Here is a 25,466-nt window from a genome sequence, read left to right as displayed (position 1 = left end):
CAGAAAGAGACCGATGCATCCGTACCGCACCATGATCGGCGTCGCTGTCACTGCCCTGCTTGCGTCCTCGGCGACCGTGCTCGGAACCGCTGCAGCGCAGGCGGATCCCGTGGACGACTTCTACGTGCCGCCTGCCCAGGTCGTCGACGAGCCCGGTGCTGTATTGCGGACGCAGCCTATGTCGTTGTTCGCGGCGCTGCCCGGTGCGGACGGTGCCTATCCCGTTCAGGCCGAGCGGGTGCTCTATACGTCACGGACGCAGAATGATTCGCCGGTGGTGGTATCGGGGACGTTCATCGAGACCGAGGTGCCGTGGCGTGGGGCCGGTCCTCGGCCGACCATCGTCGTCGCGCCCGGCACGGTGGGTCAGGCCGATCAGTGCGCTCCTTCCCGTGCGTTTCCGACGACGGTCAATGCTGTGACGCAACCACTGTCGATCTCGTTCAATCAGGAACTGTTGTCCTCCACGCTGTGGGGGTCGATGGGTGCGAACGTCTTCGTCACCGACTACATCGGGTTGGGAACGCCCGGCGTGCACACCTACGTCAACCGGGTCGAGCAGGCTCATGCGGTTCTCGACGGCGCCCGCGCGGCGAACGAGCTGCTCGGTGATGCCGATGCGCCTGTTGGTATCTGGGGCTACTCCCAGGGTGGTGGAGCGGCGGCCGCGGCGGCCGAACTCGCCGCGGAATACGCGCCGGAGGTCGATCTGAAGGGCACGTGGGCCGGAGCGCCCACCGCGGATCTGCTCGAGGTACTGAAGACCGTCGACGGAACGCTGATCGGAGGCGTGATCGGTTATGCGCTCAACGGTTTCGTCGAGCGCGACCCGAGTTTGCTGCCCCTCGTAGAAGAAAGACTCACCGATCACGGCAAGGCAGTGTTGAGTGATCTGTCGACGCAGTGCATCGGCGACACCATCCTGAAGTACCCGTTCCTGCGAACCGAATCGTTGACCGCGGACGGCAAGTCGATGCTCGCGAATCTGGGCACCATTCCACAGGCGGGCCGTATCCTCGAGGCTCAGCGGATCGGTCGTAGTACCCCGAACGCGCCGGTGATGATCACCAGCGGACTCAACGACGACACGGTGCCGTACGGTCAGGCCCGGCAGTTGGCCCAGGATTGGTGTGGCCGAGGTGCCACTGTCGAGTTCCGTACCACTCCGTTGCCGCCGATCCTGCAGGGTGCGGTGTTGCCCAACCACTTCGGGCCGCAGCTGATCGACGGGTACGGCGGTGCCGCCGCAGCGTTCCTGATGGACCGGTTCGCCGACGTACCCATGGCATCATGCTCCGTCGACTGAGCCCAGTGGTTCGGGTATCCATCCGTGCCGTCGGCTAGGGCCGCCTCGACACCGCTGCGCTCGACCCTGTTGCGGTCGCGGCGTCGGGTGGAGGCTGTGATTGCCGGCGGTGGCCCGGACATCGTCTTTCAACCGATCGTCCGTGCACGCGATGGGGTGATCGAGGGATACGAGGCCCTGTCTCGCTTCCCGGCGGGCGGGGGTGACACCGAGGCGTGGTTCGCCGATGCAGCGCAGTGCGGCCTCGGTCCGGCGCTGGACAGATCGGCGGTCGTCAAGGCCCTGGAGGAGTCGACTCGTCTGCCGGACGGGCCCTTCGTTGCGGTCAATCTCAGCGCAGCAACACTATTGGCCGATGCTGCTCTGGTGGACATGCTGCGCGAGTACGGCGGGCGACGGCCACTGGTTGTCGAGCTCACCGAGCATGCCGTCCTCGACGACGAGGACGCGGTGGTGGCTGTCTCGGCCGAACTTCGAGACGGTGGGGTAGCCGTAGCGGTCGACGATGTGGGTTCGGGCTACGCGGGGATGCGGCAGCTCGTCGTGCTCGAACCGGAGGTCATCAAGCTCGACGCGTTCGTCGTTCACGACATGAAGAACAGCCGAGCGAAGCGGGCGTTGGCCGAACTGGTACTCGAGTTCGCGCGAAAGACGGACGCGAGGTGTGTGTTCGAGGGCATCGAGACCGACGAGGATCTCGAGGCGGCTACGTCGATGGGGGCCGACCTGTTGCAGGGCTATCGAATCGGTCGCCCCACAGCGGTGTAGCTTGCGCCTGTGGCCTCTCGTGATTCCGTTGCTCTGACAGTGCAGGCGACGGCCGCGCAGGCCGGTTGGGTCGGGGTCCGGCTGATGATCGGTTATCGGGCGATCGCCGAGGGTGCCGACACACGAACATTGGCGGTGATCGCGGCGCTGTTCGCTGCGCCCGCGGTGGTGACAGCATTGCCGATCGGGCGCATCGCGGATCGGTTCGGAGGGCCGGTGGTGATCGCATCGGGAATTGTGTTGTGCTCGATGGCGACTGCTGTCCTGGTCAGCTTCTCGGCGATGTGGGCGTTACTCGCGTGCACCGCTGCGTTCGGTCTGGGGAATCTGCTCATCATGATCGGGCAGCAGGCGTTCGTCGCACATGTCCACGTCGACGGTAAGAACGAAGGTGCCTTCGGCGCACTCACTGCCGCCGCCTCCATGGGGCAACTGGTCGGGCCGCTCGCCGTGACGGCCGTCGCGTCGAGGTTCGGCGGTGCGAGCGTGGAGAGCCCCAACACGACGGCCGGCATCCTCACCGCCGGTGCCTTCACCGTGGTCGCGCTCCCGACCGCACTGTTCTTGATGTTCGGCCGCAACCACATCCGTGCGCAGAAGCCCGCGGAGGGCGAGGCGTCGGGACTGCGGTTGCTGAAGCTGCCGGGCATGTGGCAGTCGTTGACGGTCAGCGGTGCAGTGCTGGTGACCGTCGATCTGCTCTATGCGTTCGTGCCGGCGTGGGCCGTCGAGCGCGGGGTATCGGTGACGACGGTGGGGTGGTTGCTGGCGCTGCGTGCCGGGGTATCGGTGGTCAGCCGGATCGGGCTGGGCAGACTCGACGCGAAGTTCGGTCGCACTGTGCTGCTGAATGTTTCGCTGGCCGCGGGGGCGCTGGCATTGGCCGTATTGCCGTTCGTCCAGGCCGTGGGGGCTATCGGAGTCATGATCGCACTCGGAATCGCGCTCGGCATTCCGCAGCCACTGACCATGTCGTGGGTGGTGTCGATCGTGCCGAAATCCGCGCAGGGAGAGGCGTTGGGATTGCGGATGTCGGCCAACAGAACTGCGCAGATTCTCATCCCGCTGACGGTCGGCGCACTCGCTGGGCCCTTCGGGGTCGCGGGCATCCTGCTCGGTAATGCACTGGTGCTCGGGGGATCGATCGCCGCGGCCTCGCACCCGCGGAGTCGGGGCTGAGCACTTGACGCTCCACTCGACGGCAACGCTGCGGGGATTCCATGCGAAGTCCGATTACCCAGACACCAGAGTCAGGGTCCCGCATCCCGACGTGTACAGCGCAGCGTCTCCTTCTTCGACCTCCAGATACTGGAACGTGGTCTCGAAGGATCCGTCGGCGATGAGGTTTTCAGGCGTATTCTCCGTGCTCGACAAACGAGCCCAGTCACATCGGGATATCAACCCTGTGGAATCCCAGACCATCGGGAACGAGACCTCATACCTACCCACGGGCACCCTGGGGCCCACGACGTGAACGCCGTCTCCGGTCACCGTGAGTGGAGTAGGAGCCGCGGTCAACGGGCCTTCACGGGCAATCGCGAACTCCTCTGGGGTTCCACAGCCAGCAGTCGCAGCTATTCCGATTGCCAGGAGCGTATGCGCCGCCTTCTGTCTGCCTGTCGTCATCGAACGAGCGTACGGATTCTCTGCTGTCACGGTTCGACGGCTCATGCTCACATTTCGGGATCGGGCCAGATGTGGAGCTCGAGAGCGATCCGGGGTTCCCCGTCCGGGGCCGTATAGCTATCGAACCATCGATCGCGCCCGCGGACGTGTACTCGGATGCGGTACATGCCTATCGCCAGCGAGAACGGTGCGACCACCTCACCGGTCGATCCATCCAGGAACATCTCGGTGTCTTCGCAGGAGAAGGTGGCCTCCTGCGTTTCCTCCCAGGTCGCCATCTCGGCATCGGACATCGAGGGCGCGGAAGGTTCGATCCTCACTCTGGCGTGAACCTTTCCGCGTCCGCCCGCATCGATCACTACCAGGCCCGGGCCGCCCTTCACGAAATTGGGCGGTGTCGGAAAGCGTTCGGTAGGAACACCTTCCCTGTTGTTGACAGAATCCAGGATCAACGCGCCGGCCATCAAATCGACTGTCACGTCTATTACGTCGCCCATGCTCAGCACAGTACGGCCAAGCGCTTGAAGTAAGCGCTGATTCTTCGCTCGCGCATCTGTTTGCACGACGCGCATCGATGCGACGATCGCGGTCGGGCAGGGGCTGGAACACGGTTCGGGACAACGGCACGGGCCTCGGCCCAACGGAGATGAGGTGACGTGGGGGCGACTCAACTGGGATGGGTGGACATCTTGACGTGCGGGATTCCCGCTTCCAGGTATTGCTCTCCCACTCGAGTGAATCCGAAGCGCCCGTACCATTTTTCGAGGTGAGCTTGCGCGGACATCTCGACCACCCCGGGGTACGCCTTCAGCGCGGCTTCGACGAGCTGTCCGGCATAACCGCGCCCACGCCCCGCAGCTGCAGTCGCGACGCGGCCGATGTGGACCGAATCGTCGACGAGCACTCGGAGAGTGGCCAACACCTCGCCGTTCTCGTCCTGGATCCAGAACAGTTCTGTCGTTGGAAGTAGGTCCGCACCATCGAGTTCGGCTTCGTCGACGATCTTCTGTTCGTGCACGAATACCTCGACCCGAAGCGCCATGATGCGGTACAGGGTGCTCTGGTCGACGCGCGAGAGCGGTGCGTGATGGACGGTGGTCATCGGGTCCGTTTCGTCGAAAGGTATCGGTCTTCACACTGCAAGGGGCACAATGGTTCCCGTCGGCCTGTTGCGGCTGGAGCGAGCTCCTGCAACATGTGTCAGTCTTGCGGATTGTGTTCCTCGCGCAATTGTCGACCCTGCTCGACGGCCTGTGCGTCTTTTTCGTCGTTCTTGTCCGATACCCGGGTGTCTCGGGGCGGCAGTTGCAGGCGTTCTTCGGCGACGATTCCGGCCTGGAGTTGCCGACCACGTTCGAGTTCGGAGTCCAGCTCGGCTCCGAACAGCAAGGCCAAGTTGGTGATCCACAGCCACAGCAGGAACACGATGGCTCCGGCGAGAGAGCCGTAGGTCTTGTTGTAGCTGGAGAAGTTGGCGACGTAGAAGCCGAATGCGACGGTGGCAAGAATCCATACGATGATGCCGACCGCAGCGCCGGAACTGATCCATTTGAACTTGGGCTGCTGCACATTCGGTGTTGCGTAGTACAGAATCGCGACGGCGAGCACCACCACGATCAGCACCAGCGGCCAGCGTGCGATGTTCCAGATCGTCAGTGCGGTGTCGCCCAGTCCGACGGCGTCGCCCACGGCTTTGGCCACGGGGCCGCTGATGGCCAGCATGACGGCGGCGAGCGCGATGAGTACGAGAGCGACGAGCGTGACCAGGAGCATCACCGGACGCAGTTTCCAGATGGGCCGACCCTCGTCCACCTCGTACATGCGGTTCATCGCCCGGCCGAAGGCGCCGACATAGCCCGACGCAGACCACAGTGCACCGGCGATACCGATGATCAACGCGAATCCGGCAGTGGGGGCTTGGACGAGTTGTTCGATGGTTGGACGCAACGTGTCGACAGCGGATTGCGGGCCGAGATCGCCGACGACCTGCAGTACGCCGTCGACCGTGGCCTGTCCTTGGCCGAACACGCCCAGCAACGACACGATGGCCAGAATTGCAGGGAAGAGCGAGAGCACGGCGTAGTAGGTCAACGCGGCTGCGAGGTCGGTGCACTGATCCCGGGAAAACTCACGGAGGGTCTTCTTCAGCACGTAAATCCACGACGGCTTGGTCAGATCGGCAGGTGAATCCGCTTTGCGTGGATCATCCGGATCTGCCTCGGTGGGTGCGGGTGATGTTGCTGAATCGGCCATGGCGGTCGCATACCCGGGGTTTTTCGCTGGAAACAGCGCATCGACACCGAGGCTGCGCAATCGGCGCGGGTTTCGATCGACGCGGTGCGGTGCGGTGCGGTGCGGTGCGGTCGAACTCGAGCGTTCGGGCGGCGAGGCTCCATCTCCCACGCGAAGCGGCCGTGAAGATGCTCTGATGCGCGTCGGGTGCTTCAAATCGGGTGCAGCTGACCGCGCTCAGCGCGGTCAACTGCACCCGATTCTGATCGCAGTGTGGCTGGAGCAGAGCTATTCGGTCGGTGTCGACTCCTGCGCGCGTTCGGCCGACTGCGATTCGATCGAACGCCGAGACCAGTAGCCGGCGAGAAGTGATCCCGATACGTTGTGCCACACAGAGAAGATGGCCGCGGGAAGGGCAGCGGCAGGGCTGAAATGCACCGATGCCAGTGCCGCAGCCAGTCCCGAATTCTGCATTCCCACTTCGATACTGACAGCGCGGCGGCTCGCGACATCGAGGCCACACGCCTTGCCGATGCCATAGCCCACCGCGAGTCCGAGTGAGTTGTGCAGCACGACGGCAACGACGATAAGGGCACCGATGGACAGCAGCGTCGGCGCGCTGGCGGCCACCACGATGACGACGACCGCGGTGATTCCGGCAACCGAGATCAACGGCAGGGCATCGAGCACGCGGTCGACGATCGCCGGGAACAGCAAGCGCAGAACAACTCCCAGCACGACGGGAACCAGCACGATCTGGAGGATCGAGACGAACAGTCCGCCTGCGTCGACCGGTAGGTACTCACCGGCGAGCCACAGCACCAACAGCGGCGTGAGAATCGGAGCGAGCAAAGTCGACACCGACGTCATCGCGACCGACAGCGCGGTGTCGCCCTTGGCCAGGTAGACCATCACGTTGGATGCGGTACCGCCCGGGGCCGAGCCGACCAACACCATTCCGGCAGTGAGCGCGGCAGAGAGGCCGAGCGCGTTGGCAATTCCCAGACCGAGCAACGGCATCGCGAGAAACTGAGCCGCCACGCCGAGCAGCAGTGCCCACGGGCGACGCGCCACGACGGCGAAGTCGGAGAGCCGCAACGTCATTCCCATGCCGAGCATGATGATCGACAACAACCACGGAACGGCCGGCGTGCCGCCGCTGAACGTGTCGGGGGTGATCAGCGCCAGCGCTCCCGCTGCCACGACGATCAGAGCGAACCACTTGCCGGTGAACTCGCTGACGGATTTCAGCTCGGGCATGCGGAGTCTCCTGTGTGGTCGGGGTGCCGTCCAGGGCGGACGCGCAACCCACCGAGCCTAGCCGCAGCCTCGACAGGCAAGTCCCCACGTGACAGAACATTCGAGTAGAACAAGACCAATCGGACTGATTCTGGCAGTATCGTCAGCGATGAACCACCGTCACAACCGAAGGACGACGAACATGACGCCACCGTGAACAAGTTCTCGACGGTGGCGCTGCTGATCCTGTTGGGTGCAGCCGGGACGTTCAACGGGGTGTCCTTGACCTCCGACCCCAGCGGGCGGTCACTGGGCTTGGATGTCGGGATGCTCCCCTCGTGGCATACCTGGGACTACCGGATTTCCGGGTTGTTCGTGCTGTTCTTTCTCGGCCTCGGACCGTTGATCTGCGTGGCTGCTGTACTCGTCGACGCCTCCGAGGCTGCGGTGTACGTCGCGTGCGCCGGGTTGGTGACCATCGGGTGGGTGGTGTGGCAAATTCTCGTACTCGACATCGATGCCCCCCTCGCCCAAATTCCGCTCACTCTTCTGGGAGTCGCGCTGATCCTCCTTGCAGTCGGCCAACTCCGCGCGCGTGCCCGCGATCGCCGCCGGCAATAGATCGCTGCCTGGACCTGAGGGTTCAGTATCGAGTCCAAGACGCGGGATGCCGCGTGCAGAGTGCGATCGTGAACCGTGAGGTGCGCGTCGCGTAGTCCCGCCTTACAACACGATGGGCCCCAGAATCGACAGAGCCAAGACCACCAGTCCGCCGCCGATGCGCGAGGAGATCGACAGGAAGGGAAGCAGTTCGAGTCGGTTGGCGGCACCGAGTACGGCCAGGTCACCACTCGAGCCGAAGTCGGCCAGGCCCAGTCCGCCCGAGATCGCCGATTCGATGAAGTGCAGGTGCACCAGCCAACCCACGAATCCGGCGGCGAAGAGAGCGACGAAAACCACTGCGATGGTGGACAGCATGTAGACGGGATCGTTGAGGAGGGTCAACACCTGCTTGAAGTCGATCGCGACGATGCTCACCGCCACCAGGATGGCCGGGATGAACGCGTTGGCGACGAGTTTGTACCAGATGTCTGCACCCTGAACGAGGAAGTCGGGTATGGGCAGGAAGATCTTGGCGACTGCGCACAGCACGATCAAGAAGACGTAGGTGTGGAGCGAGGGTACGTAGAAGGACATCGCGTCCGCGATCATGAACAGCATTCCGGCGGTGAACAATCCGATGATCGAACTGCGCACGGCGTCGGCCGAGGAGATGGCCTTGCCCACCGGAACGGTCAAGCTGGACTTGTTGACGGCGAGTTCACCGTTGCCGTTGAAGCGGGGGAACAGGTTCGGCTTGCGCCGACCGAGCCACGCGAGTCCGCCCGCCACGATGATGCAGACGGTATTGGCGACCACGACTGCGGGGACGAGCATCGACAGGTAATCGGTCGATGCTCCGCCACTGTTCTGCGCGATAATCTCCGAGATCGGAATGGCTCCGGCTGCAACACCTCCGCCGAGAACCGGCCCGACGACGTAGAACAACATCTTGCCGAGACCGTATCCGGTGAGATATCCGATGAGGCCGAACAGTGCGAAGCACACGGTGATGGTGGCGACGATCGGCACGATGATCCGAGAGCCCGCCTTGATCAGCAGGCTGCGGTCCATGCCGAGGATGCTGCCGACGATCAACGCGGCGACCACGAATTCGCCGAACGCAGACAGGGTGTAGAAGTCGTCGATAGCTGTCGCGGTGCTCTCGGGCATGAGGTTGTAGCTGTACAGAACGGCCGGAATCAGAATGGCGAAGATGACGCCGCCGCCGATTCGGTTGAGGCCGGGGATGGCGTTGCCGGCCACCATCAGCAGTCCGCCGAGGGCCATCGTGGTGGCGAAGCCCGCCGTCATCCCCTCCGCCGGCGTGAACAGGTACGCCAGAATTACGACGACCAGTGCCATCGGAACGAACCAGCGCATCGGCAAGCCGAGGGTCGAGTTCATATCCGACGTGCGTTCGCTGTCCTCGGTGACGAGTTCGGATTCGCTCGGGCGGGCTGACGTCACGGTCTCTCCTGAATTTTCGGTACGCGATGAGCTGATGGAGTCAGCAATACGTTATGTGGCGCTAGTCACTCGGTCAAGACAGATTGTATGCACAATCCGCGTAGAAAGTGGTAGAACGTTCTATATATCGAGTTCTGGAACCAAAGTGCATGCAATCAGGGGAGCTGTAGTGACTGTCGAAGACCGCGTAATCGACGAACCGAGCCCAATGAGATCGACGAGTGCCGGACCGCTGGAGGGTCTGCGCGTCATCGAGATGGGTCAACTGATCGCCGGACCGTTCTGCGGGCAGATCCTCGGAGATCTCGGTGCCGAGGTGATCAAACTCGAGCAGCCGGGAACCGGGGATCCACTACGTGAGTGGGGCCGGACGCGTCCCCAGGGCGAGTCGCTGTGGTGGTCGGTCGTCGGCCGCAACAAGAAATCGGTGACGGTGAATCTTCGCACCCCCGAAGGGCAGGCCATCGCGCGAACGTTGATCTCCCGCTCCGACATCGTCGTGGAAAATTTTCGGCCAGGGACGTTGGAGCGGTGGGGGATGGGATACGACCGTCTCTCTGCCGACAACCCGGGCTTGATTCTGGCCAGGGTCTCGGGATTCGGTCAGAGCGGACCGTATTCATCCCGTGCCGGCTACGGCTCGATCGGTGAGGCGATGGGCGGACTGCGCTACGTCGTCGGCGATCCCTCGACTCCGCCCTCACGCGTGGGAATCTCGATCGGCGACACGCTGGCCGCAGTGTTCGCCGCCATCGGGACGCTCGGCGCGGTGTACGAGCGAACTCGCAGTGGCCGTGGACAAGTGGTGGATTCGGCCATCTACGAGGCGGTGCTGGGCATCATGGAGTCGATCGTTCCCGAGTGGGTCATCTCGGGATATCAGCGTGAACGCAGTGGTGCCATTCTGCCGAATGTCGCGCCCAGCAACGTCTATCCCACCGCGGACGGCGGATGGGTATTGATCGCAGCGAATCAGAACACGGTTTTCGCGCGTCTCGCCGAAGCGATGGGTACGCCGGAGTTGGCCACCGATCCACGGTTCAGCACGCACGGAGCGCGCGGTGAACGTCAGGAACAACTCGACGCTCTGGTGGGAGAGTTCACCGTCCAGCACGACGCGCGCGCACTCGAGGAACTGTTGCTGGCGCATTCGGTACCGGTCGGCAAGATCTATCGACCAGAGGACATGTTGAGCGACGAGCACTTCATTGCCCGTAAGAGCATCATCACCACCCCGCATCCCACCCTGGGAGAAGTGCCGATGCAGAACACGTTCCCGCGGTTGAGTCGCACAGACGGAGCCGTCCGTTGGCCCGGACCCAAGCTCAGCGAACACACCGAAGAGATACTCACCACCGTCGGCGAATTCACGCGCGACACGATCGACGCCTTCCGCGCCGACGGGACCATCTGATGGTGTTCGACGGGTTGCCCCGGAGCGCGAAGTTGGTCGAGGTCGGTCTACGGGACGGTTTGCAGGCGGTATCGGAGTTCGTCAGCACCGACCAGAAGCTCGAACTGCTGCACGGCATTCTCGACTCCGGTGTGACCACCGTGGAGATCACCTCCTTCGCGCATCCGAAAGTGTTGCCGCAGTTCGGCGATGCCGAGCGACTCATCGCAGAGGCGCCGCGACGAGAGGGTGTTCACTACAAGGCGTTGGTGCCCAATGTTCGCGGCGCACAACGGGCCTGCGCCACCGAGATCGAAGAAATCGTCGCGATCATCCCGGTCGATCGGGACATGGCCGCGAAGAATCAGAATTCGACGCCCGAGCAGTTGCTCCACGACTTCTCCGCGATCGTCGCCCAGGGGCACCTGTCCGGCAAGAAGGTCAGCGCCGCAGTGGCCACCGCGTTCTTCGCTCCGTGTCACGGCCCGATCGATGCCACCGAGCTCGACGCGGTGGTCGAGCAAGTGGTCGACGCCGGAGCCGACTCGTTGTATCTGGCGGGCACCAGCGGTGTCGAGACGCCGACAGAGTTCTACGACGGTGTTCGACGCGTCAAGGGCCGCTATTCCACCATCCCGGTGGGGGTGCATCTGCACAACCGCAACGGCTTCGGCACCGTCAACGCGTTGGCGAGCCTGGCCGCGGGAGCGGATTGGATCGAGGCCTCCTTCGGCGGCCTCGGCGGAGACATGTGGTTCCCAGGCGACCCCTCCGTTCTCGGCAACGCGCCCATGGAGGACGTGGTGGCACTACTGGATTCGCTGGGAATCGAGACCGGGATAGACCTCGAGGCCTACTTGGCGATGGTGCGGACCAGCGTCGGCTACACCGGTACTCCGTCGTACTCGTTCGTCTGCAGAGGTGGCACCAGGCAACAGCTCGCTGATGCACAATGGCCCGTGTGAACATGTCGACAGGGGAATCTGTTGTCCGAGATCGGTGACAAGATCTTCGACCTCTTCGTCGCCGGTCATTACGGCCCAGGCGAGAAGTTGAACGAGGCCGAGTTGGCTGCGCGGCTGGGTGTCAGTCGTACCCCCATCCGGGAAGCGTTGGTCACTCTTGCCGGCACCGGAGTCGTCACGATCGAGAAGAACAAGGGTGCCCGCGTCAGTGAGTACACCCGAGACTCCGTCGAAGCGATCTACGCGGCTCGGTCCCTTCTCGAACCCGAGGCCGCCAAGCTTGCTACCGGTCACGTGACCCAGTCGGATCTCGCCGAGCTTCGAGAGATGGCTCAGCGCATGCACGACAAGATTCTCGACTCCGCGGACCTGTCCGAGATAGCGGTGCTGAACAATGCCTTTCACACTGCGATTCTGCTGAGGTGCCCCAACGGTCGCATGGCCGACATGGCGATAGGAATGCTCAAACCCGTTGTCGCAGCTCGAACCTTTCGCCGGTACACCCCGGCCGAACTGATCCGGAGTGCCTCTCATCACCTCGAGATCGTCGACGCGCTGGAAAGTGGCGACGGCGAATGGGTCGAGGCCATCATGCGCGCGCACATCCGGGCAGGCTGTCACAGTGCGCTGCAGGGCAGCTGACGACGGCGATGTCCCGGAGGGACGCGGCAGCTGCACAGGACACTCCACTCGACGCCTCGATCAGGGGCATTCACTGACTTACTTCGAGGAGTGGAGCGTGAGTTGCTTCAGGAATCGACGTCCGATCGCTGGATGCGCCGGACTCGGGCGATAGTCACTGCGGCCAGGATCAACCCCGCAACCGTGAGGAAGTCGGATTCGGTCAACCCTCTGTCCGCATCGACGACATACAGCACCGCACCCTCGATAGGGGCGTTGAAGAAGAGCCACAGAATCGAGGTAACACCCAGCGATATCGCTGCGGGCCACGACGGCTTGGCCAGAGACCATGCGGCAGAGGCGAACACTGCGTTCATCAGAACGAGTGCGTGGAACGGATCGGTAGTCGGCACGGACTCATCATGACCGAACGCAGACGATCAGGTCCTAATCTGAACGTGCGGTCTATGGAGTCCTGTCTCTCTTCTGGATTTCCCTGGATGTGGAGGGATTCTCCCCTACCTAGTGTCTCGTCTCTGCCGGGAGTCTTGGCTGTGACACCATGTGCGTCGATACAGCGCCGTCAACGCCCTGTATCTGCTTGCAGCACATCATCGACCGTGTGTCCGATCCAACGTTCGTACTGGTCGGCCGGGGCCAATTTCGGAAAGAACTCTCCACGCACATCGGAGATGAGCCCCAAGTGGTCGTAGTCCGGCCTCGAGAACGGCAACTGGTCCGGGTGGTCGACCTGGTGTTGCACCTTGAGCAAGGTGTCCAAAGCGTGAAACAGGTCGGCGAATGGCTCGTCCCCGCTGGCGGCGGTCAGAGAATTGACCGCTACCAACGCCGGCGTCGGGGTCTGTTCGCCGCTGTCCGAAGTGGCCCACAGCTCGATGCGAGTGTCGGCGTTGAATGCGTCCCACACTTTCGTGGTGTGCCGGTCGTCGAACGGTGCCGGGAGCGGGGTCTCGTTCTCGAACGCCTCGAGTCCGGCCCGAATCCAGTCGATATCCGCGATGCCGGCCAACGTGTACGACCGACGCGCAGCCCACGCCGCGATCTTGCGAAGTTTCGGTGCGCGGGCGCGCGCCAGAGCGTCGACGAGCATTCGATCGTGAAATGCGAACTGTTTGGAAGTGGCGGCGCGGTACAGCTTCTCGGTGGGAGGTCGCCCACCCCAATTGATTGCGTCCTGTTTCACCTGGTTGGCCATGTGCTCGTAGCCGTACTTGATGTACAGGGTCGCGTCTGCGACAGGATCGGGGTCCCACCAGCTTCTGACCTTGTGGACGACGATGTCGTCGTTCCACACCGTGTCGGTCTTGTGGAGTCGCCGCAGAGCGGCAGGCTGGGTGACTTTCCAGACCTGGACGAGGTACAACTCGGTGGGCTCGGCGACGATCATGCCCGGGTTCGCATCGCGACCTCGTGCGCTGACACGAAATGTGTTGAGACCCTTGGTTATCGGTAACGCTGGAAAATCCTGTGCAATTTCACCATCGAGGGTGATGACCCGGAACGGTTTGCTCACCTTGATCGTGGCTTCTTCGATGACCTCCCACTCGACCTCAGCGCCAGGGTCGCCGGGAGCGGTGGTGAGTAGTTCGACTGTTACCGAGACCGGGCCGTATGCGGCACCTGTCATGACGGTGACGAAATTCCGTCCGACTTCCATGACGCTGCCGGTCACAGCAGGTTCGTAGGTCTCTGCGGATTGTGACCCGACGACGAACTGGTGATGGTCGGTGTCGACAATCCCGGAGTACGTCACGAAACCAGCTCGCCGGGAGTGGACATCCAGATCCTCCGAGGATTTGCGCTGCCACGATGGTCCCAGCTGCCCACGCACGATTCCATCATCAGAGCCTACGAGATCGACAAAGATCTACGGAACGTAGAACGTCGCGAACCCCGGCACCGTGGTCGCAGAAGTCGGTAGTCCGATGAGTGCCACTTGGCCCGGCCCGCTGTACACAATTGCCTCGTGCGGGGATCCGAAGAGGGCGTCCGACAATCGGGCGGTACCACTGGCCCCGGTAGTGAGATTCACCCAGCGCACGTCGGAGATGAGGTAGCAGCCGGTGTTCGCATTCGGGGTGTCGGTGACCTTCGCGATCCCGGGTTGCTCGCCGACCACCACAGCACAATTGCTCGGGGGTGAATCGACACTGCCTCTCGGGTTTCCGTAGGGCGCTGGGTTGAACTGAAACGGAATCGTCACCTCCGCGGAGGCCACCGCAGCCGATGCGAACGCCGCGCCGACCATCACGGCACCGCACACTGCCAACCGCTGAACAAGTCTTGCCATGACAACCTCCACTGGTTTCGGAATCCGGCGATTGCCCTATCCTCTCTCCGATTCGAGGCGAGGTGGTGGCAAACGAGCTATCGAGACGCCATCGACCCTGGGTATGGGAGAAGGCCGGGTGTACGGTCCGGTGATGCAGGACGCGATCGAAAGGCACGTAGCCGACGCCACTCTCGTGATCACCGGCGACAGTCTGTCGTCGATGACTACTTGACGCCCTCGCACTCGATGCGGCGTCGGACAGTGAAACTACTACTGCAAGAGACGATCACCCGAGCTGACGCCCGAGATCAGATCGATCATCCCGTACGGGGAGCGTTCTCCGAGGCACAGGTCGAGCGTTTCATGTGACTGGACGGCCACCGCTTCACTTCGGGTGAACATGGCCTGCTCGTAGACGGACAGGGCTGCATCGATGTTGCCGCGGTGATCGGAGATCGCGCGAGCGAGTTCGGCACCGTCGAACATCGAGAGATTCGCGCCGTCTCCGGATGGAGGCATCAGGTGTGCGGCATCGCCCACGAGAGTTACTCCCGGCGTGGGATCCCAGCGGTGGTCGTTGGGCAGCGTGAAGATCTTGCGGGGAACCAGCGCAGTGTCCCCGCCGGTGATCAACGCCGTCAACTCCGTTGCCCACCCATCGAATTCGGCTGCAACCGCTACTTTTGCGGAGTGTGAGTCGGTGAAGTCGATCGCATCGATCCACTCGACGCCGCGGTTGAGCTGAACATACGTATGCAGGATGTCGCCGGCCTCGCGATGCACGGAGATTCCCTTACCCGGTGTGAGGGCGAACATCGCTCCACCGCCGACTGCGCGAGCCGTCGCGGGGTGACGTGCGTCCACGTCGTGCAGGTAGGTCTCGATGAAGACGGTACCCACGTACTCGGGTACGGCGGCAGACAGCAGGGATCGGACTCGTGACCACGCGCCGTCGGCACCGACGAGCAAATCGCAGACTGTGGTGGTTCCGTTCGCAAACTCGAGTGCATGTTGTCCGTTGCCCAGTGGGCGGACGGAGGTGAGCTTGTGCGCCCACTGAACGGTGTCGGCCGGCAGTGACTCGAGCAGAATGCGTCGAAGGTCGCCGCGCAGTACCTCCGGTCGACCCCCGGTGCCGTCGTCGGGTTCGTCGAACAACGCCTCGCCGTCGGGGCGTAGGACGCGAGTCGCTTCGCCTCCCTCATGGATGATGGCGCGGAACTGCTCCGTGAGCCCGGCCGCGGCGAGGGCGACCTGTCCGTCGTTCTCATGGATGTCGAGCTGCCCGCCTTGTGTCCGAGCGTCTGCCGCGGCATCGGCCTCGTACACCGTGGCGGCGATTCCGTGAACGTGCAGTACTCGTGCCAGCACCAGGCCGCCGAGTCCTGCACCGATGATCGAGATGGTTGTACCCATGTAGGCCTCCGCCAATAGTTGGAACAGTGTTCCAACTAAGATTGGAACACTGTTCCAATGCTGTCAAGCGGGATATCGCTGAGCGGTCGATTCAGCCGCGGTCGATACCGGCCAAGATGATGTCGACACCGGCCTGAAACTGCTCTCGGTCGTCATGTTCGGCGAATTGCGACGCGATTCGGGTCAGGAACGGGTGATCGCCGGTATCCGTCACCGCCGAGCGGGTGGAGTCGAGAAACGCCGCGCGGTCCGTCACCGTGGCGGCTAGTTGCCTCCCGGCATCGCGCTGACTCGCAGCCCCGAGAGCGTGGTACATGAGCACGGACGCGGCGTCGAACTGCGCATTCTCCGGAACTCCGCGTGCGTCCAGTTCGGTTCCGATGCGGTCGAAGAGATGCATGACGGCCGGCTGCCACGGCGCGCCGGCGAGTTGCGTTGCCACCCATGGCCGCGTGGTGATCATGTCGAACACCCTCATCATCACGCCGCGAACACCCGGTTCCGTCGCCTCGTTGTCGGGAGAGGGTTCGAGAACCGATGCCATCACGGCTTGGGCCGCTGCTGCGAGAAGATCGTCCCTGTTGCCGACGTGGTGATAGAGCGCACCGGGGCCCGTTGACAGGTGCGCGGCGAGCGTGCGGAACGTCAGAGCGTCGGCGCCACCTTCACCGAGCATTTCGATCGCTGCCTGCACGATGCGGCCCTTGGACAGGGCATCGGAGCGTCGAGCGGGTGTCGGCTTCTTCTCTGGCATGCGCAGATCCTGTCACAACTGGAACGTCGTTCCAGGCCTGGCCGCGATTGATTCCGAGGCGAGACGACCCCGGACCTGAGCGTTCAGTATCGACTCGAATGTGCGGGATGCCGCATCCGGAGAGCGATCGTGAACCGTGAGGTGCGCACGCCGGACCGCCCCTGCGGCTGAGCGACCTCACACCCCTGCTGCACGGTGCGCGCCCATTCTATGAGCTGAACTCGGGAGCGCGGTCGGGAAAAAGGGTGTGAGGTCCCGAACCCGAACCCTTCAGAGCCTACGAACCCCGCACCACGTCGAATGCCGGCTTGGCGCTGAAGTCCGAGCGCAGCAGTCCGTAGTTCTGTTCGGTGTCGGCGAGGTTGGTTCCCGAGTCACGCAGCGAGTGCACGAAGACCGGCCCGACGTACGGCAGCGACGACGCCTTGGCCAGGCTCGAGCCGATGATGGCAGCCTGCAGATCCTCGGGCACAGCTCCCGGACCGTTTCCGGTGGGTGCGCCGAGTTCGGTGATCCAGATCTTCTTGCCACCGTCGCCGTTGGCCGCCATCGTTCCGTAGGCCTGATCCACCTGTGCCCATTGGCCGTTGGGGTCGTTCTCGACGGTGAAGGGGAACGTGTACGGATGCAGCGCGACGGCGTCCATGAATCCGGCGGCACCCGCGGCGTACATCTGCTGCAGGAAGGTCACCGGCGATACGGTCCAGGCTCCTAGATTCACGGTGGTGGCCAACCCGGCGCTCAGCACGGTGGCTCCGGCGTCGGCGTTGTGAATCGCGGGGTAGGCCGCACGCAGCATGCCCGTGTAGCGGGCGGCGTCGACGGGCGCAAAGAAGGTGGGGATGTTGGGCTCGTTCCACACCTCGTAGTGGTCGACGCGATCGCCCAGATGTGCTGCTGCTGCGCCGGCGAACGCACCGAAGGCGTTGGGATCCAACGGAACCGCACCGGGCAGTGGCGAGGCGATGCCGCCCTGCGCCCATCCGGGCGTTCCGCCCAGCACGGCCAGTACCGAATAGCCCTGCGCCGTAGCGGCATTGATCACGCGATCGGTGTTGCCCCAGTCGAACACTCCCGGCGCTGTCTCGATGGCCGCCCAGTTCACCACCACCCGTACCCACGAGGCACCGATATCGCGTCCGGCACCGAGTTCGTTGTTCAGCGTGGCGTCGTCGAGCGTCAGAAACGGTGCGCCACCGGTGAAGCCCAGGTCGGCCGGTGCCGCGTGTGCGACCGGTGTCGAGAGGCCGACGGCGATCGCGGCGGCTGCGGCAACGGTGAGCAGACGGGAGCGGAGGGTCATGGCGATCATCCTAAGGTGGTTGTCAGTGGGGCGCTGATCAGTGCTTCGACGGTGGAATGGGGCACGCGATCGTTCCAGCGTGCTGTGTTCAACTCGTAGATGCGCTCACCCGCTTTGACGGCGGCGGTGCGATCGAGCAGGTAGCGACGGCATTCGGCGACGAACTGCTCGGTGTCGTCGAACGTGGGTAGCTCGAAGATCGAATCGAGTGATCCGACGGCCGCGGAGGTTCCGACGACGGGTAGTCCTTTGCTGGCGGCGTCGAGGATCTTGACGCGCACGCCGCCGCCGGTGGCAACCGGTGCGATCAGGGCTCGGCAGGTGCCGAGGAACTCCTGCAGGTCGTCGACGAAGCCGAGATCGCGAACCCCGGGAGGATAGACGGGATCCTTGGCGCCGGGGGCTTTGGCACCGATGATGCACAGCTCGGCACCGTCGATACCCGCGGAGATCGCCGGCCAGTACTCCAGGGCGATCTTGAAGGCTTCCTGGTTCGGCGGCCAATCCCGAGTTCCCATGAACACCAGGCGTTTCGCGGTCTCGGACAGGTCGAGCTGGGGGGTGGGTTCGAGGGTGAGGTCGATCCAGCGGGCATCACGTACACCGTTGTCTCGGTACATCTGCGCCTCGTCGGCATCGTAGGTCCCGACGGCATCTGCCGCGCGGGCGACGCGAATCTCGTCACGCAGGATGCGGGGTGCCTCGACGCGGCCGATCAACCCGCGGGTCACCTTCCACACCTGCGACTCGGTGTTGACGGTGTTGATCGCGAAGGGCGTCCCCAGCTTCGTAGAGCGCAGGAATGACTCGGCCATGTAACTGTGTTCGGCCACATACACATCGGAGGTGGATGCATCGATCGCGTCACGGAAGGCGTCGACGTCGTAGCGTCCGTGTACCACCGAGCGGGTGGGCCGTACGGACTTCATCAACAACCCAAGGTCGACCTTCGGCTTGGGGACGCGGACGACGTCGGGAGCCATATCGGTCTCCTTGGACAAGCAGATCGAGCGAACCTCGAACGCCTCGCGGGCGAGCTGCATCATCAGGCGAGAGAGTGCGATGTCTCCGCCGTGCTCGGTCACGGGGTCTTTCGACAACAGGAAGGTTGCGCGTCTCATTGCGTCACTTCTTCTTTCACCGGATCGCGGTACAGGGCGCGCATGAACCAAACGAGCAGTACGGCATCGGTGACCACCGACGCCACTGCGGCACCGACGGCACCGAAGGGGAACAGGCACAGGACGAGAACCATCTTCAGCGGTGCCAGCGTCGCTGCCGCCATCACTCGTGTGCGGTCGCGGTGCTGGAGGTAGAGCACGGTGGTGAACACGTGGTTCATCACTCGCATCACCACGAACGTAGACATCACGACGAGTGCACCCGCGACCTGCGGGGAGGCCGGGGTGACGAAGAGCAGGAGGCCGGCGACCAGCAGCAGTGAGCCGGCAGCGCAGCCGAGAACCGCAGTATGCTTCAAGGCCGGTCCGGCGCTGACGAGTCCGTCTGCTGCGCGGAGCTTTTCGTGGAAAGTGTTGCCGAACGCCTGACCGATGAAGGCCACCGCCCAGGCCGTCACGGCAGCGACGGAGTAGTAGCCGGCGATGGTGGAATCAGTGAGGAAGCCGAGCAGCAGCACGTCTCCCTGGATGTAGACCGCGTTGGCGAGGTTCTCCGAGAACAACATCGACATCTCGCGCCACGATCCGGGCAGGCGGGGCCTGGCCACCCGGGTTTGCAGTGCGGCGAGCAGCGCGATGACGAAATACGGTGCAGCGTAGAGCAGGCTGGCCACCGTCAGCGACGGATCGGGCACGGCGAACAGGTAGGCCGTCGCGAGTGCGATGGAGGTAGCCTGCCGAGTGGTATCGAGGCGCTGGGTCAGGTCGGGACGGCCGTCGCGCAGCGCTCTGCTCTTGTAGGCGTTGAAGACCAACTCGCCGCCGCCGATCACAAGAGCGAACCACGCGATGTAGTTCACCTCCACCAAGCACAGGCCACCGACGATCAGAACGACGCCGGTCAGTACGCGAGTGGTGCGCTCGCCCAGAAACTCTCGTTCGCCAACGCGAATCGAGCGCACGGTGAACGGATGATCCAGAGGCGCTGCCACGATCGCGGCCAGGGCGAAGGCCATCGCGTACTGGCCGTAATCGGAGATCCCCAGCTGGGCGATCAGCGCGATAGTCCACAACAGGCCGATACCGCGGCCGCCGTAGGTCCACAGGGCAGCAACTCCGGCCTTCAACAGATTGCCCTTCATCGCGCCGCCCACACGGAGACGAAGTCGTCCACAACGAGTTCTGCGGTGTGGGAGATGCGTAGTGCCTCTACTTCGCGCCGAAGTTTGCCCAGCGCAATGGGATCGGTGATGAGGTCTGCGGTGGCCTCGGCGAGTTTCTCGACATCACCGTCGACCACCAGGGCACCGCTGTCGGACTCGGCGAGAGCGCCGACCTTCAGGCAGGCCACCGGGGTCTGATAGGCGATTGCTCGCGTCACGACCGAGGACGCGGGGAACGCATCTCCGTACACACTCCGTTTGCCGTAGGGCAGGACGAGTGCGCGGATGGAGGCGAAGAAGGCATCCTCGTCCGGTCCGTTCACCTCACCGAGGATCTCCACGCCGTCGACGGGATCGAGTAGTTCGGTTCCCCGGCCGGCGATGCGGATCGCGATGTCGCGGGGGAGACTGTCTCGAAGCTGCTGAATCTGGTCGAAACCTTTGCCGCGATAGACCAATCCAAAGAGCCCGACGGCCAGCGGCCGCTCCTCGGCGGGGGTGATGTCGGGGCGCGCGGGAACGAAAAGGGCACTGGCCTTGGCTGTGGCGCGGGGGTATTCACGGGCGAGCGAATCGGCACCTGAGCGGGTCAGGGCGAAGAACGTTCGGCTACCGGCAACCCGGCGTTCGAGTGCCCGCCATCCCGACCGAAGTGGGTAGTGCAAGCCGTGATTGAGCACCTTCTTGCCTGCGAGGAACTTGGTGCGCGCAGGCCACCAGACCAGGCCGGGAGGGTCGTGCACCGTAGCGGTCACCACCGGGTCGCCGGTGAGTCGGGCGGTCGCCCAGAACGGCATCACCGAACCGCCGCTGAGTTCGCAGTGCACGATGACACGGCCGGGATCGGCGTCGACGAGTTTTTGAATAGCCCTGCGGTGGCGCAGAATATCGCGCACCGAATGCGATCCGGGTCCCTCGTGGCGATACTCGATCACCTCGCCGAAATGCGGCCTCACGGCGTCGGCGAAGTCGTCGGCATAGTCGCCCACGCCGCCCACCCCGGATCGGGGGGCGACGTAGACGAGTCGGCAGTCACGCAGGATCACCTTCCGGTGGCTCCCTTCCGTCGTGCACGGAACTTCGTAGTGGACTACGAAGTTCCGTGCACATGGGGGTCAGTAGAACAACGGCCGATACTTGGGGCGGTAGGCGAGTGCCTCGGGATCGCGCATCGCTCGCACTTTCGCGGGTACACCGGCAACAACTTCGAGCTCGCCGACATCTGCGCGCACCATCGAGCAACCACCGACGACGGCACCGCGTCCGAGGGTCACTCCGCTGAGAATGGTGCTGCGACTGGCGATCCACACGTAGTCGCCGATGACACAGGGTTCGAGGATCGGTGTGAATTCCGGAGAGTTGTGATCGTGGTATCCACCGATGATGTGGGTGTCGCTGGCGATGACGACGTTGTTGCCGATGGTGATGCCACCGCGGGCGTCGAGCATGCACCGGAACCCGATGGCGCAGGCGTCCCCGATGGTGAGGCCCTCGGGATCGAGGATGGTGGTGCCGCGGAAGATCGAGGTGTCCTTGCCGATCGTCGCTCCGAAGGCACGCAGGAAGTTCTGCCGAATCCAGTGTGACGGAACGTAGGTGACGATCATGTTGAAGCCGAGGGTGCCGATGCGATTGCGCAGCTTCCGCTTGAACGTGATGTCCTGCATCTTGTAGTTCGACACGTCGTAGATCTCGGGCTCGGAGCTGCTCACAGGCCGTTCCACCGCTGTCATGCTGCCATCTCCTCGGTCATGTCGAATTGGACCATCGACTTGACGATCTCGTCGAAGTCCTTGGTCGGTGCCCATCCCAACAGGTCACGGGCTTTGGCGGCGTCGCCCACCATCCTTGCCGAATCGATCGGTCGCAGCATCTCGGAATCGCTCCGCACGTAGGCCCGCCAGTCGTCTATGCCGACGGCCTCGAAGGCGGTGGACACGAAGTCCGCAACGCTGTGGGCCTGCCCGGTGGCGATCACGAAGTCGTCACCCTTGCCGTACTCGGCCATTGCCGCCATCGCGTCGACGTAGTCCGGAGCCCAGCCCCAATCACGCACCGCAGTGAGGTTCCCGAGTTCGAGGGTGGTCTGCTGTCCTCGCGAGATGGCAACCGCAGCCTTGCTGATCTTCCGGGTGACGAAGGATTCCGGCCGACGCGGTGACTCGTGGTTGTAGAGAATGGCATTGGTGGCCTCGAGTCCTCGCGATCGATAGACATCGACCATGTGATGACTGAGCGCCTTCGACGCACCGTAGGGCGATGTCGGTGCGATTCGGGTCGCCTCGCTCTGCATCGAGACACCGGATCCGGCGAAGATCTCGGCACTGGATGCGTTGATCATCACGATCCGCTTTCCCGACGCCTCCTGGTGGGTGAAGCAGGCGTCGAGCAATGCGGCTGCAGAGACGCCGTTGACCCTGGTGGTGAGCACCGGGTCGTTCCACGACCGCCATACCGAGGAGATCCCGGCGAGATGGAAAACGTAGTCGGGGTCGGTCTCGGTGATTAGTGTTGCGGTGCCCCGGTGGTCGCTCAGCTCGACATCGTGCTGTTCGACGAGTGGGTTGACCGAGTGGTTGGTCCCGCCAGGCTTGGCGACGCCGTGCACGGCCCAGCCCCGGCCGAGCAGAAGTTCGGCGAGGTAGCTGCCGTCCTGACCCGCCACTCCCGTGATCAGAGCGGTCGGGTGGAGCCTGGTGTTCACGCGATCTTGACGGTGTCGGGGGCCTGTTCGGCGAGGTCGTTACGCACCATCATGGCCACCAGTTCGGGGAAGGCAACCTTGGGCTTCCAGCCAAGAGCTGCATGCGCTTTCGACGAATCGCCGACGAGTAGGTCGACCTCGGCGGGCCGGAAGAAGCGCGGATCGATCGTGACGTAGGGCTCCCAGTCGTGGATGTCGACGGCGGCGAAAGCGTGGTCGAGGAGTTCGCGAATCGAGTGGGTCTCGCCGGTGGAGATCACGTAGTCGTCGGCCTCGTCCTGCTGCAGCATCAGGTACATGGCTTCGACGTAGTCGCCGGCGAAACCCCAGTCGCGTTTGGCGTCGAGATTGCCCAGCGAAATCTCGCTCTGCAACCCGAGGGCGATACGGGCGACGGCCTGGGACACTTTCCGAGTCACGAATTCCGGCCCACGACGGGGTGATTCGTGGTTGAAGAGAATGCCGGAGCTGGCGTGCATGCCGTAGGACTCGCGGTAGTTGATGGTCATGTAGTGCCCGTAGACCTTGGCCACGCCGTACGGCGATCGCGGCCAGAGCAGAGTTTCCTCGCGCTGCGGCACCTGCTGCACCTTGCCGAACATCTCCGAGCTGGACGCCTGGTAGAAGCGAACCTGCTTGCCGGCGACCTGCTCGTACAGCCGGGTCGACTCGAGCATGTTCAGCACTCCGCCGCCCGTGACGTCGGTGGTGAGGCGGGCGTTCTCCCAGGAGTACGCGACGAACGAGACGGCTCCGAGGTTGTAGACCTCGTCGGGGTCGGCCACCGCGAACGCGCGCATCAGCGCGGACAGGTCGAGGAGGTCGCCGTGAAGAATCTCGACCTGGGGCAGTACTCGCTCCAGCATCGGTGCCTTCGGATTGTTCTGTCCGCGAAGCAGACCGAACACCTTGTAGCCCTTGCTCAGCAGCAGCTCTGCGAGATAGAGGCCGTCCTGCCCGGTGATGCCGGTGATCAAAGCGCGCTTGCTCATCGCGACGCCGTCCTCTCGATTTTTTCTGCACGAATGTCGGATACTGCGGAGATGAGTTCGGCGGCGAAGCGTTCTTCGCTGAACTGCTCCATGTGCGCCTGAATCTTCAGTGGTTCCCAGGCTGTTCGCTCGAGATGCGCGACCGCGTCGCGGATCGAATCCGGTTGGGGCCGATCGAAGTACACCCCGGAGACGCCCTCCTCGACGGTATCGAGAAAGCCTCCCCAGCGGAGCACTGCGCTCGGCTTGCCGTGGTAACCCGCTTCGATGGGGGTCAATCCGTAATCTTCATAGCTTGCGGCAATCAAACCGTTACAACCCCGATAGAGCCAGGTCATCTGTCCCGACGTCAGATCGCTGAGCATGAGCACGTTGTCGGACTTGAGCTTTCGTAGTCGCTCGGCCTCGGGGCCTCGACCGACGACGATCAGTTTGCGGTCGGTGTCGGCGAACGCGGCCATCACCTTGTCGACGTTCTTGTACGGCAGCAGCCGTGAGATGCACAGGTAGTAGCCGCCGCCGTCGAGCCAGGCGGTGGCCTCGGGGACGGCTTCAGCGGGGTCGGCTTCGACCGTGAACGGTGCAGGCACCACCGTCGAGGGAATGCCGTACGCGTCGGTGATGCGCTTGCGGACCACGGTGGAGATGGCGAGGTAGCGGTCGGCCGAGAGTGCAGCGCGTTTGTCCCAACGGCGTAGCGGTGACGAGAGTGCCCTCAGTGCAACACGTTTGACCGGGCTTCGAGATTCACCCAGGTACATCTGCGATTCGTACAGCCAGCGCGCCGGCGAGTAGCAGTAGACCAGCTTGCGACCGGTGGTGTGGAAGCCGTGGGCCCAGCCACTGGTGCTCGTCAGGACCACGTCGGCGTCGATCTTGACGGACGAGGATGCGAACGGCAGCAGGGGAAGTGCGGCTCGGTGATTTTTGCGAAGGAATCCGACGCGGTTCAGCGAGGATGGTCGCACGTCGAGTCGAGCGAATTCGGGAAACGTCGCCGACGGCTCGAACAGCGTCGTGTAGATGGGTGCGTCGGGGAAGGCGCGGGCCATGGCGAGCACGACCTTCTCGGCACCACCGCGCTGGGTGAGGTAGTCGTGTGCGATGGCCACGCGCAGGCCGTCGATCATATCTCCGCCCGAAGGCAGGTGTGTGAACCCGATTGAGACACAACGCTGTCCGTCTTCATGAGCTACCCATCGTGTCGGTCCGTACTCGTGTGGAGCCAAGGGGGAATCTCGAAACGCCTGTTGACGCTCCGGTTCTGCGACGGTGCAGAACAAGAGCGTCGAAATTAGGGTGTCCCCCGACGAGACGTGCGAACACTGGACGTAATCCTGCCACGAAGAGTCATTCGTTCGCGCTATATGAATATCCGCTTCGGGAAGAAATAGATAGCACTAAGTGAGGTGGTTCACAAAGCAAAATACTTGATCGTTGAATTGAAACCGCACCTTTGCGCAGAGTTAACGCGGCCGCAATGATTGCGCCGAGAAATGG

26 protein-coding genes are annotated in these 25,466 nt (G+C 63.5%); 7 read left to right on the top strand and 19 right to left on the bottom strand.

From position 1 onward, the window contains the following. The first annotated feature begins 13 nt into the window (after positions 1 to 13). The 3 genes from MTX34_RS08635 to MTX34_RS08625 are packed head-to-tail and all read left to right on the top strand — an operon-like array spanning position 14 to position 3,253. Positions 14 to 1,306, top strand: a complete 1,293-nt coding sequence (locus MTX34_RS08635) for a lipase family protein (protein WP_243609111.1) — start codon at positions 14 to 16, stop codon at positions 1,304 to 1,306. Positions 1,307 to 1,330: 24 nt separating this feature from the next. Continuing rightward, complete coding sequence (locus tag MTX34_RS08630) at positions 1,331 to 2,074, top strand: EAL domain-containing protein (protein WP_243609110.1); 744 nt, start codon at positions 1,331 to 1,333, stop codon at positions 2,072 to 2,074. A 9-nt stretch (positions 2,075 to 2,083) separates the two neighbouring features. Continuing rightward, a complete protein-coding gene (locus MTX34_RS08625; RefSeq protein WP_243609109.1) occupies positions 2,084 to 3,253 on the top strand; it encodes an MFS transporter in 1,170 nt (389 codons plus the stop codon). A gap of 54 nt (positions 3,254 to 3,307) precedes the next feature. On the opposite strand, the gene MTX34_RS08620 is transcribed toward MTX34_RS08625, so the two are convergent. The 5 genes from MTX34_RS08620 to MTX34_RS08600 form a co-directional block, all read right to left on the bottom strand. Continuing rightward, the gene (locus tag MTX34_RS08620) at positions 3,308 to 3,700 is read right to left on the bottom strand and encodes a hypothetical protein (RefSeq protein WP_243609108.1); all 393 of its coding nucleotides are present in this window, start codon (positions 3,698 to 3,700) and stop codon (positions 3,308 to 3,310) included. A 47-nt stretch (positions 3,701 to 3,747) separates the two neighbouring features. Next, positions 3,748 to 4,272, bottom strand: a complete 525-nt coding sequence (locus MTX34_RS08615) for a hypothetical protein (protein WP_243609107.1) — start codon at positions 4,270 to 4,272, stop codon at positions 3,748 to 3,750. Positions 4,273 to 4,367: 95 nt separating this feature from the next. Next, positions 4,368 to 4,802, bottom strand: a complete 435-nt coding sequence (locus MTX34_RS08610; RefSeq protein WP_243609106.1) for a GNAT family N-acetyltransferase — start codon at positions 4,800 to 4,802, stop codon at positions 4,368 to 4,370. 98 nt (positions 4,803 to 4,900) lie between these two features. Beyond that, positions 4,901 to 5,953 carry a YihY/virulence factor BrkB family protein gene (locus tag MTX34_RS08605; protein WP_243609105.1) on the bottom strand — a complete coding sequence of 351 codons (1,053 nt, stop codon included), beginning with the start codon at positions 5,951 to 5,953 and terminating at the stop codon, positions 4,901 to 4,903. Between the two features lie 267 nt (positions 5,954 to 6,220). Then, a complete protein-coding gene (locus MTX34_RS08600; protein ID WP_243609104.1) occupies positions 6,221 to 7,192 on the bottom strand; it encodes a bile acid:sodium symporter family protein in 972 nt (323 codons plus the stop codon). Positions 7,193 to 7,384: 192 nt separating this feature from the next. Here MTX34_RS08600 and MTX34_RS08595 point away from each other — a divergent pair, with 192 nt between their 5' ends. Then, positions 7,385 to 7,792, top strand: a complete 408-nt coding sequence (locus MTX34_RS08595) for a hypothetical protein (protein ID WP_243609103.1) — start codon at positions 7,385 to 7,387, stop codon at positions 7,790 to 7,792. Between the two features lie 102 nt (positions 7,793 to 7,894). Here MTX34_RS08595 and MTX34_RS08590 read toward each other — a convergent pair whose 3' ends face one another. Further along, on the bottom strand, positions 7,895 to 9,241 hold the full coding sequence (locus tag MTX34_RS08590; RefSeq protein WP_243609102.1) for a 2-hydroxycarboxylate transporter family protein: 1,347 nt from the start codon (positions 9,239 to 9,241) through the stop codon (positions 7,895 to 7,897). A 208-nt stretch (positions 9,242 to 9,449) separates the two neighbouring features. On the opposite strand from MTX34_RS08590, the gene MTX34_RS08585 reads away from it, so the two are divergent. Genes MTX34_RS08585 through MTX34_RS08575 form a run of 3 tightly spaced genes read left to right on the top strand, consistent with a single transcriptional unit; the run spans position 9,450 to position 12,241 of the window. After that, positions 9,450 to 10,655, top strand: a complete 1,206-nt coding sequence (locus MTX34_RS08585) for a CaiB/BaiF CoA-transferase family protein (protein ID WP_243609101.1) — start codon at positions 9,450 to 9,452, stop codon at positions 10,653 to 10,655. Continuing rightward, positions 10,655 to 11,599, top strand: a complete 945-nt coding sequence (locus MTX34_RS08580; RefSeq protein WP_243609100.1) for a hydroxymethylglutaryl-CoA lyase — start codon at positions 10,655 to 10,657, stop codon at positions 11,597 to 11,599. Before MTX34_RS08585 ends, MTX34_RS08580 begins: the two co-directional genes overlap by 1 nt. A gap of 21 nt (positions 11,600 to 11,620) precedes the next feature. Beyond that, on the top strand, positions 11,621 to 12,241 hold the full coding sequence (locus MTX34_RS08575) for a GntR family transcriptional regulator (RefSeq protein ID WP_243609099.1): 621 nt from the start codon (positions 11,621 to 11,623) through the stop codon (positions 12,239 to 12,241). A gap of 107 nt (positions 12,242 to 12,348) precedes the next feature. On the opposite strand, the gene MTX34_RS08570 is transcribed toward MTX34_RS08575, so the two are convergent. The 13 genes from MTX34_RS08570 to MTX34_RS08510 form a co-directional block, all read right to left on the bottom strand. Beyond that, a complete protein-coding gene (locus MTX34_RS08570; RefSeq protein ID WP_243609098.1) occupies positions 12,349 to 12,633 on the bottom strand; it encodes a hypothetical protein in 285 nt (94 codons plus the stop codon). A gap of 170 nt (positions 12,634 to 12,803) precedes the next feature. Next, positions 12,804 to 14,072, bottom strand: coding sequence for a transposase (locus MTX34_RS08565; RefSeq protein WP_243609097.1), 1,269 nt, complete (start codon positions 14,070 to 14,072; stop codon positions 12,804 to 12,806). Positions 14,073 to 14,108: 36 nt separating this feature from the next. After that, complete coding sequence (locus MTX34_RS08560; RefSeq protein ID WP_243609096.1) at positions 14,109 to 14,531, bottom strand: hypothetical protein; 423 nt, start codon at positions 14,529 to 14,531, stop codon at positions 14,109 to 14,111. A 252-nt stretch (positions 14,532 to 14,783) separates the two neighbouring features. Beyond that, the gene (locus tag MTX34_RS08555; protein ID WP_243609095.1) at positions 14,784 to 15,929 is read right to left on the bottom strand and encodes an NAD(P)/FAD-dependent oxidoreductase; all 1,146 of its coding nucleotides are present in this window, start codon (positions 15,927 to 15,929) and stop codon (positions 14,784 to 14,786) included. 91 nt (positions 15,930 to 16,020) lie between these two features. Continuing rightward, positions 16,021 to 16,683, bottom strand: a complete 663-nt coding sequence (locus tag MTX34_RS08550) for a TetR/AcrR family transcriptional regulator (protein WP_243609094.1) — start codon at positions 16,681 to 16,683, stop codon at positions 16,021 to 16,023. Positions 16,684 to 16,960: 277 nt separating this feature from the next. Then, positions 16,961 to 17,986: a hypothetical protein gene (locus MTX34_RS08545; protein WP_243609093.1), complete on the bottom strand. Its 1,026-nt coding sequence runs from the start codon at positions 17,984 to 17,986 to the stop codon at positions 16,961 to 16,963. A 5-nt stretch (positions 17,987 to 17,991) separates the two neighbouring features. Beyond that, positions 17,992 to 19,107, bottom strand: coding sequence for a glycosyltransferase (locus MTX34_RS08540; RefSeq protein ID WP_243609092.1), 1,116 nt, complete (start codon positions 19,105 to 19,107; stop codon positions 17,992 to 17,994). Next, positions 19,104 to 20,249, bottom strand: a complete 1,146-nt coding sequence (locus tag MTX34_RS08535; protein ID WP_243609091.1) for a polysaccharide biosynthesis C-terminal domain-containing protein — start codon at positions 20,247 to 20,249, stop codon at positions 19,104 to 19,106. The genes MTX34_RS08540 and MTX34_RS08535 overlap by 4 nt, the downstream gene beginning before the upstream one ends. Further along, positions 20,246 to 21,316 (bottom strand): glycosyltransferase, encoded by a 1,071-nt coding sequence (locus tag MTX34_RS08530; RefSeq protein WP_243609090.1) that lies wholly within the window; start codon positions 21,314 to 21,316, stop codon positions 20,246 to 20,248. Before MTX34_RS08530 ends, MTX34_RS08535 begins: the two co-directional genes overlap by 4 nt. 69 nt (positions 21,317 to 21,385) lie before the next feature. Further along, on the bottom strand, positions 21,386 to 22,003 hold the full coding sequence (locus tag MTX34_RS08525; RefSeq protein ID WP_243609089.1) for a DapH/DapD/GlmU-related protein: 618 nt from the start codon (positions 22,001 to 22,003) through the stop codon (positions 21,386 to 21,388). Continuing rightward, on the bottom strand, positions 22,000 to 22,974 hold the full coding sequence (locus tag MTX34_RS08520; protein ID WP_243609088.1) for a GDP-mannose 4,6-dehydratase: 975 nt from the start codon (positions 22,972 to 22,974) through the stop codon (positions 22,000 to 22,002). Before MTX34_RS08520 ends, MTX34_RS08525 begins: the two co-directional genes overlap by 4 nt. Next, complete coding sequence (locus MTX34_RS08515) at positions 22,971 to 23,966, bottom strand: GDP-mannose 4,6-dehydratase (protein ID WP_243609087.1); 996 nt, start codon at positions 23,964 to 23,966, stop codon at positions 22,971 to 22,973. The genes MTX34_RS08520 and MTX34_RS08515 overlap by 4 nt, the downstream gene beginning before the upstream one ends. Further along, positions 23,963 to 25,096, bottom strand: coding sequence for a glycosyltransferase (locus MTX34_RS08510; protein ID WP_243609086.1), 1,134 nt, complete (start codon positions 25,094 to 25,096; stop codon positions 23,963 to 23,965). The genes MTX34_RS08515 and MTX34_RS08510 overlap by 4 nt, the downstream gene beginning before the upstream one ends. Between the last annotated feature and the right edge of the window lie 370 nt (positions 25,097 to 25,466).

It is taken from the genome of Rhodococcus sp. ARC_M5, assembly GCF_022810405.1.
In the GTDB taxonomy this organism is placed as follows: Bacteria; Actinomycetota; Actinomycetes; order Mycobacteriales; family Mycobacteriaceae; genus Rhodococcoides; species Rhodococcoides navarretei.
This window is presented reverse-complemented; position numbering and strand designations above follow the sequence as displayed.

Bases quoted from the DNA above. Each gene is read 5' to 3' on its own strand.
- MTX34_RS08635 (WP_243609111.1), top strand. From the start codon at position 14: ATGCATCCGTACCGCACCATGATCGGCGTCGCTGTCACTGCCCTGCTT.
- MTX34_RS08620 (WP_243609108.1), bottom strand. From the start codon at position 3,700: ATGACGACAGGCAGACAGAAGGCGGCGCATACGCTCCTGGCAATCGGA.
- MTX34_RS08615 (WP_243609107.1), bottom strand. From the start codon at position 4,272: ATGCGCGTCGTGCAAACAGATGCGCGAGCGAAGAATCAGCGCTTACTT.
- MTX34_RS08610 (WP_243609106.1), bottom strand. From the start codon at position 4,802: ATGACCACCGTCCATCACGCACCGCTCTCGCGCGTCGACCAGAGCACC.
- MTX34_RS08605 (WP_243609105.1), bottom strand. From the start codon at position 5,953: ATGGCCGATTCAGCAACATCACCCGCACCCACCGAGGCAGATCCGGAT.
- MTX34_RS08600 (WP_243609104.1), bottom strand. From the start codon at position 7,192: ATGCCCGAGCTGAAATCCGTCAGCGAGTTCACCGGCAAGTGGTTCGCT.
- MTX34_RS08585 (WP_243609101.1), top strand. From the start codon at position 9,450: ATGAGATCGACGAGTGCCGGACCGCTGGAGGGTCTGCGCGTCATCGAG.
- MTX34_RS08580 (WP_243609100.1), top strand. From the start codon at position 10,655: ATGGTGTTCGACGGGTTGCCCCGGAGCGCGAAGTTGGTCGAGGTCGGT.
- MTX34_RS08560 (WP_243609096.1), bottom strand. From the start codon at position 14,531: ATGGCAAGACTTGTTCAGCGGTTGGCAGTGTGCGGTGCCGTGATGGTC.
- MTX34_RS08555 (WP_243609095.1), bottom strand. From the start codon at position 15,929: ATGGGTACAACCATCTCGATCATCGGTGCAGGACTCGGCGGCCTGGTG.
- MTX34_RS08550 (WP_243609094.1), bottom strand. From the start codon at position 16,683: ATGCCAGAGAAGAAGCCGACACCCGCTCGACGCTCCGATGCCCTGTCC.
- MTX34_RS08545 (WP_243609093.1), bottom strand. From the start codon at position 17,986: ATGACCCTCCGCTCCCGTCTGCTCACCGTTGCCGCAGCCGCCGCGATC.
- MTX34_RS08540 (WP_243609092.1), bottom strand. From the start codon at position 19,107: ATGAGACGCGCAACCTTCCTGTTGTCGAAAGACCCCGTGACCGAGCAC.
- MTX34_RS08535 (WP_243609091.1), bottom strand. From the start codon at position 20,249: ATGAAGGGCAATCTGTTGAAGGCCGGAGTTGCTGCCCTGTGGACCTAC.
- MTX34_RS08525 (WP_243609089.1), bottom strand. From the start codon at position 22,003: ATGACAGCGGTGGAACGGCCTGTGAGCAGCTCCGAGCCCGAGATCTAC.
- MTX34_RS08515 (WP_243609087.1), bottom strand. From the start codon at position 23,966: ATGAGCAAGCGCGCTTTGATCACCGGCATCACCGGGCAGGACGGCCTC.
- MTX34_RS08510 (WP_243609086.1), bottom strand. From the start codon at position 25,096: ATGATCGACGGCCTGCGCGTGGCCATCGCACACGACTACCTCACCCAG.